5 protein-coding genes and 2 pseudogenes are annotated in these 7,028 nt (G+C 67.1%); 2 read left to right on the top strand and 5 right to left on the bottom strand.

What is annotated here, in order from left to right; all coding sequences use genetic code 11:
• Positions 1–76: 76 nt before the first annotated feature.
• Positions 77–415: a macro domain-containing protein gene (locus GJ633_RS12445; protein WP_321169067.1), complete on the top strand. Its 339-nt coding sequence runs from the start codon at positions 77–79 to the stop codon at positions 413–415.
• Between the two features lie 28 nt (positions 416–443).
• Here GJ633_RS12445 and nadC read toward each other — a convergent pair whose 3' ends face one another.
• From nadC to GJ633_RS12470, 5 genes and pseudogenes are all read right to left on the bottom strand, one after another.
• Positions 444–1,271 carry a carboxylating nicotinate-nucleotide diphosphorylase gene (nadC, locus tag GJ633_RS12450; protein ID WP_156589088.1) on the bottom strand — a complete coding sequence of 276 codons (828 nt, stop codon included), beginning with the start codon at positions 1,269–1,271 and terminating at the stop codon, positions 444–446.
• Between the two features lie 18 nt (positions 1,272–1,289).
• Positions 1,290–2,852 (bottom strand): L-aspartate oxidase, encoded by a 1,563-nt coding sequence (locus GJ633_RS12455; protein ID WP_156589089.1) that lies wholly within the window; start codon positions 2,850–2,852, stop codon positions 1,290–1,292.
• Between the two features lies 1 nt (position 2,853).
• Positions 2,854–3,978, bottom strand: a complete 1,125-nt coding sequence (nadA, locus tag GJ633_RS12460; RefSeq protein WP_156589090.1) for a quinolinate synthase NadA — start codon at positions 3,976–3,978, stop codon at positions 2,854–2,856.
• Positions 3,979–4,132: 154 nt separating this feature from the next.
• Positions 4,133–4,384 (bottom strand): hypothetical protein, encoded by a 252-nt coding sequence (locus GJ633_RS12465; protein ID WP_156589091.1) that lies wholly within the window; start codon positions 4,382–4,384, stop codon positions 4,133–4,135.
• Between the two features lie 188 nt (positions 4,385–4,572).
• A pseudogene (locus GJ633_RS12470) lies at positions 4,573–6,506 on the bottom strand (aldehyde ferredoxin oxidoreductase family protein).
• Between the two features lie 201 nt (positions 6,507–6,707).
• Here GJ633_RS12470 and GJ633_RS12475 point away from each other — a divergent pair.
• A pseudogene (locus GJ633_RS12475) lies at positions 6,708–7,028 on the top strand (hypothetical protein); the annotation flags it as partial.

A 7,028-nucleotide genomic window follows, 5' to 3' on the forward strand; every position in this document is an offset into this window, starting at 1 on the left:
AACGCGACGCAGTCGCCCGTGGACCGATCGAACTGGGGGAAGTCGTCGTCACGGACGCGTACGATCTCGATGCCGAGTGTACGATCTCGATGCCGAGTACGTGATCCACGCGGCCGCGATGTCGCACTCGGGCCCGCACCCACTCGCGACGGCCGAGAGCGTCCGTGAGGCCACACGGCACTCCCTCGGCACGGCCGACGACCTCGACTGTGAATCGCTCGTCCTCCCACTGCTCGGCTGTGGCTCCGGCGGATTCCACACGCACGAAGGCGCATCGCTCATCTGTGAGGAGATCCGGGGGTACGAACCGACGACACTCGACGACGTTCGCGTCATCGGCTACTCGGACCGGGAGCGAGACCTGTTACAACAGGCCGTCGACGACGATCAGCAACCCACTGCCGTCGACCGGTGAGCGTACCAGGATCGGGCTGAAGGGTCGCTCATCCGACCCGAAATGAGTAATCGAGCGTCGCCGCCGAGTGAGTGAGCGAACCCATCGAGATCACGTCGACGCCGGTCCCCGCGTAGTCGGGGACGGCTCCGACGGTGATCCCGCCGGAGGCTTCGGCCAGTACCTCGCGATCGATGTCGTCGGCGACCTCGCGGAGCCGTCCCACCGCCTCCCGGGTCGTCTCGGGGTCCATGTTGTCCAGGAGGACGATATCGGCGCCGAGTTCGGCGGCGCGGGGCGCGTCCGCGGGCCCCTCGACCTCGACTTCGACCTTCGTCGTGAAGGAGGCCCGCTCGCGGAAGTGCTCGACGGCGGCTTCGAGACCCATCTCGGCCACGTGGTTGTCCTTGACCATGACCGTATGTGAGAGGTCCAACCGGTGGGTGTCGCCGCCGCCAGCGACGATGGCCCGCTTCTCGATACCTCGCAGTCCGGGCGTTGTCTTGCGGGTGCCCGCGATCCGTACATCACCGTCGACCGCACGAGCCGCGTCGACCGCGTTCCGCGTTGCCGTCGCCACGCCGGACGCGTGCCCGGCAACGTTGACGGCGACGCGTTCGCCGCGGAGCACCTCGCGAGCCGGACCCGCCACGCGGAGGACGGCGTCGCCGCTCTCGACCCGGTCGCCGGCGGCGGCGCTATCGGTGACCGTCACGCCGAGGTACTCGAAGACGGCGCGGGCGGCGTCCAGCCCCGCGACGGCGCCGGGCTCCGTCGCCACCAGTCGGCCGGTCGTCTCGCCGGGCACGTGGTTCGTCACGTCGTGGTGGCCCACGTCCTCGCGGAGCCACCGTTCGATCTTGGAGTCGGGAATCATCGGAATCCGCTCCGCCGCTCAGTCCGCCCGGGAGGTCACGGGGTCCTCGACGAGGTTGTGCGTACCGACGGACTCTCCGTTCTCGGCGGCGGCCCGGGCGATCAGCAGCGCCGTCACGGAGGCGAAGCGGAGTTCGTACAGCGATCGCGAGGTGCGCGTCCGGACGTAGGCGTCGACCTCGCCCTTGAGCCGCCGGAGGACCGCCTGGGCGCGGCGCACGTCGTCGGGGTGACGACGGAGGCCGACGGACTCGCCCATCACGCGGCGCAGCCGGACGAACTTCTCGCGGGCGAAGTTCTCGGGCAAGTCCGGATCGCGGTCCAGCAGCGCCGGGGCCTCGACGACCTCGGCGTCGTGGTCGGCAGCGTCCTCGCCCGCGCGCAGCCCCCACACGAGTCCCTCCAGTAGCGAGGTCGAAGCCAGGCGATTCGCACCGTGGACGCCCGTGCGGGAACACTCCCCGACGGCGTAGAGCCGATCCAGGGACGTCCGTCCGTCGGTGTCCACGTCGACGCCGCCACAGAGGAAGTGCTCGGCCGGACCGACCGGGATGCCCGCCTCCCAGTCGACGCCGCGTGCCGCACACTTCGCGGTGAGGTCGGGAAACTCCGCCGCGAAGTCGAGCGGAGACACGTCCAGCACGACCTCGCCGGTGGCCTCGCGCTCCGTCTGGACAGCCCGAGCGACCACGTCCCGCGGCGCGAGTTCCGCGTCCGCGTGATAGTCTGGCATGAACCGCTCGCCCTCGGCGTTGCGGAGCAGCGCGCCCTCACCGCGGACGGCCTCGCTGACGAGGAAGGGACCGTCTCCGGGATCGTCTCCGCCGGGATACACCGTCGGGTGGAACTGCACGTATTCCATGTCCGCTACGTCGGCGCCCGCGAGCGCGGCCATGGCGATGCCGTCACCGGTCGCTCCGTCGGGGTTCGTCGAGCGCGGATAGAGGTCGCCGATACCGCCCGTCGCCAGTACCGTCGCACCGGCGAAGGCCGGCGTGACCTCGCCGTCTCGTTCGAGCAGGGCGCCGTGGACTCGCCCCTCGTGAGAGACGAGTTCGAGCGCGGCGGTGTCGTCCAAGATCTCGACATCGTCGCGGTCGTCGAGATGGTTCAGAAACGGGACGTGGACGTGTTTACCCGTCGAGGCGTCGACGTGCAGGATTCGGGGCTCGTCGTGGGCGGCCTCGCGACCGAAGTCCCACTCGTCCGCCTCGCCGTTCGTGTCGAACGCGACGCCGAGCGTGTCGACGAGTACGTCCTCGACGGCACCGTTCGCGTCGTCCACGAGTACGTCGACGGCCTCGGGGTCGGCCGTGTCGGCACTGGCGGCCAGGATGTCCTCCTTGAACTGCCCGGGGTCGTTCCGCGAGACGGCGATACCACCCTGGGCCCACCACGAGGAGGCACCCTCGGGACAGGTCGCCTTCGTCGCGACAGTCACGTCCGCCCCCTCGTCGGCTGCGCCGAGCGCCGCCGCGAGCCCGGCGATGCCTGATCCGACCACGAGCACGTCCGTGGTCCGGTAGTCGTCGTAGTCTTCGTAGTCGTCGCGGGCGGCCGCGTCGGTGTTGTTCGCGCTCATCTCAGACCTCGAGCATACGGTCGAGGGCGACCTGGGCGAGTTCCGCCTCCGCCGGTGCAACCTCGATGACGTTCCGCTCGCGGCCTTCGACGAGCTCTTCGAGTACCCACGTCAGGTAGTTGGGGTCGATCTGGCGCATGGCGTTACAGTCCATGCAGGCGTCGCCACACAGCGGCAGTACCTCCACCTCGGGGTTCCAGCGGTCGAGGTGATTGGCGAGGTGGATCTCCGTGCCGATAGCCCACGTCTCGCCGGGGTCGGCCGTCTCGACCGTCTCGGTGATCGTCGCAGTCGACCCGACCACGTCGGCCGCCTCGACGACCTCGCGGCGGCACTCGGGGTGGACGACGACGTTCGCGTCGGGGCGGCGCGCTCTGAGGTCCTCGACGTGCGCTTTCCGGAAGCGCTCGTGAACCTGACAGTACCCGTCCCAGAGGATGATGTCGTTCTCGACGACGACCTCGGCGTCTTTCCCCTCGGGGTCCCACGGGTCCCACTCGACGATTTCGTCGGCCATGTCCAGCCTGTGGGCGGTGTTCTCGCCCAGGTGCTTGTCCGGGAGAAAGAGGACCTTGTCACCCTTCTCGAAGGCGTACTCGAAGGCCTCGTGGGCGTTCGAGGAGGTACAGACCAGCCCACCTTGCTCGGCACAGAACGCCTTCAGATCGGCGTAGCTATTCATATACGTGATCGGGACGATGGTATCGTCGGGTGCAGCGCCGGTGATCTCGGCCCACGCGGTGTCGACCTGGAGGGCCTCGGCCATCCCCGCCATCGGACAGGACGCCTCCATACTCGGGAGGATCACCGACTGATCGGCGTCGGTGATGATGTCCGCGGACTCGGCCATGAAGGTCACGCCGCCGAAGATCACGTAGTCGGCGTCGGCGTTGGCGGCCTCCTTCGAGAGTTGATAGGAGTCGCCGACGAAGTCCGCGTGCTCGACGATTTCACGGCGCTGATAGTTGTGGCCGAGGACGACCACGTCGTCACCGAGTTCGTCTTTCGCGGCCGTGATGCGTTCTGTACGTTCGTCCTCGTCCAGATCGCGGTACGCCGGTGGCAGCTGTTCCAGGTTGTCGTACTTGAAGAGACTGAGGTTCGTCTCGAACTGTGCGGATTCCATCTTCGGCACTCGTATCACCAGGGTGTCTGTCTTTCAAAATCCCGTACTAATAAATTTTATCTTCAATAATTCATATCGGTGGTCTAAAATAGATATTAATCCACTTACAGAGTTCGATCGAGAACAACAACGGACATCGTAGTACGTTATGTGTTCACAATACCCGAGATCGGTCGAACCGACTCGATCGGTCGTGTGAGACCACGTTCTCGACGGATTCGGTGATCCGGACGCGATGCGTGTTCGTACCGGAGAGCGTGTGCGTCCGAAATTCGATGCGCCACTCCGTTTCGGTTTCTTCGACGTCGGTAACCTCTCCGAATTGCCCGACACACTCACTATCGGCGTATCCCTTCGCGAGTTCGATCGCCGCCTCTCGATCCGGCGCGTCCTCTGAGAGGTACAACTACCGCGCGCTCACGGAAGCGATTGTGCCAGTCACACGGATGGATTACACAAGAATTGGCGAACGAAAAAATAGGCGACCGAGACGGCGGGCGGACGCGCCGAGCCGACGGAGGTGTGCCGGGCGGACGCGCCGGGCCGGCGGAAGTGTGCCGAGTCGGCGGAGGTGTGCCGGCCCGACGCGACCGATCAGTCGTCGGCAGGCGCGGCGGAGTCGCCGGCGGAGACGCCGGTCCCCGGCCCGACCTCGATCCCGAGCTCGTCGAGCTTCTCGTCGGGGACGACGCCGTCGATCCAGCCGCGAGTCTCGTAGTACTCGGCTTTCATCTCGTCGAGTTCACAGAGCTCGCCCTCGGAGGCACCCTGCCCGGGGATCGCGTCCGGGTGGCCGTCGATGAAGCGGTTCGGTAGGGTGTCGTCTGCGCCGTCGAAGCCGGCCAGGTTGTTGAAGTACCGCTCGAGGTTGTACACCCGTTCGCCGGCCTCGAACAGGTCGTCCTCGGAGACGTCACGGCCCGTCATGCCGTTGTACTGGAGGACGTACTCCTCGATCCCCTCGGCGAAGGCGTTGAACTTGCAGATGTCGAACGAGTCCGAGATGGCGTGAAGGTCCTGGAAGGTGGCGGTCAGCTCGCCCTTCCCTTCCCACTCGTAGGGGTCGACCTTCTCGGGGATACCGAGGATCTCCGCGGCCGGCGTGTAGCCACGGAGGTGGCACGCGCCGCGGTTCGAGGTGGCGTACGCGATCCCCATCCCCTTCATGCAGCGGGGGTCGTACGCGGGGATCGTCTGCCCCTTGACCGCGAGCGAGTTGCCGGCGCCGTCGACCTCGCTCGCGACGCGGTCGCGCCCTCCGCGAGCAGGTCCGCGAGGTCGCCGTCGCGGTTCGCAATATCGGTGATGAGGTCGATCATCGTCTCGCTGTCGCCCCAGTCGAGGTCGTCGTCGTAGCCGTCGAGCTTGCCCTCTTCGGTCAGCTCCATCGCCATCGCCATCATGTTGCCGACCTCGATGGTGTCGACGCCCACGTCGTTACAGCGGTCGATCATCACGGCGATGTCGTCGCGTTCGGAGTGACCCGAGTTCGGGCCGAGCGCGAAGGCGGACTCGTACTCGTACGACTCCATCTTCACGTTCATGTCCTCGCCCTTGTGGTTGACCTGCACCTCTACCTCCTTCTTGCAGGCGACCGGGCAGGAGTGACAGGTCGGTTCGTCGACCAGGATGTTCTCGCGGACGTTCTCGCCGGAGACCGCCTCGGCGTCGATGTCGGCGCCCTCCGCGTCGGCGAACGCCCGCGTCGAGGTGTACTTGGCGTTCTTCGTCGGGAGCCCGTCCATCTCCTCGGTGATGTTCATCAGGACGTTCGTCCCGTACACGGAGAGCCCGCCCTCGTTGGGCGCGGTGACGTCCGACTCGCGGATCACCTCCATCGCCTGCTGGTACCCCTCCTGGAACGTCTCGGGGTCGGCGGGCTTCGGCATGTCGGTACCGCTTTTCACGACCACCGCCTTCACCTTCTTCGACCCCATCACGGCGCCCGTGCCGCCGCGGCCGGACGCGCGGTCGTCCTCGTTGATCACGCAGGCGTACCGGACGCCGTTCTCGCCGGCCGGTCCGATCGCCATCACGGAGACGTTCTTGCCGACCGACCCGTCGACCTCCTCGCCGAGCTCGGCGATCGTGTCGTGGACGCCGTACCCCCAGATGTGGGAGGCATCACGCACCTCGACGTCGCCGTCCTCGACGACCAGGTAGACGGGGTCCTGGCTCTCGCCGTCCAGCAGGATCCCGTCGAGCCCGGCCCACTTCAGGCGGGCGCCCGACCACCCGCCGTGATGGGAGTCGGTGACGGTCCCCGTCAGCGGGGACTTCGTCACCAGCGCGATCCGGCCGCTCATCACGGTCTGGGTCCCCGTGAGCGGCCCGGTCATGAACGCCAGGCGGTTGTCCGGCCCCATCGGGTCGACGTCCGGCCCGTTGTCGAACACGTACTTCACGCCGAGGCCGCGCGCGCCGATGTACTTTTTCGCGTCCTCGTCGTCGATCCCCTGGTAGTTCACCTCGCCTTCACCGAGGTCGACCTGTGCAACCCGGTTCCTGTAGCCACCCATTTCGGTCATGTAATGCTCTATCATTATATTGGGCCCGAATCATGTTAGGTGTTCATTCGCAGATGTAATCGAAACTGATTACTCCAGATCGAGTCCAGACGGATCCGTTCGGTCCCCAGAGAATTCCCCGAGGACGGGGGTTTCGACGCGACGGGGCGCACGTTGCCGACGATACCGGGAGTTAACCCGATCCGGACCGAGATCCGAGCCGTGAGGGGGCCCGGCACGGACGACGAGCGCGACAGCGCGGACGCGACGCGTCGGGAGCATTTCGAACGCGACCCCTGGACCGTCACCGTCGCGTTCGCGGGCCTCGTGCTGCTCGCCTCGCTCGTTCCGATTCCGGGCGCGGCGCCCGCGGTCGACGGTGGACCCGGGGGCCTGCCGGCCTGGATCGGCCTCACCACGCCGTTTCACCTCGTCGGGTACGGAGTCCTCGCCGCGCTCGCGACGCGGGCGGCGGTGGGTGCGGGGAGCGCTGGCGGGGCCCGGAGTGGCGGCGGACCCACCCTCGTCGTCGCCGTCGCGCTC

It is taken from the genome of Halorubrum sp. CBA1125 (assembly GCF_009742825.1).
Classification (GTDB): Archaea; Halobacteriota; Halobacteria; order Halobacteriales; family Haloferacaceae; genus Halorubrum.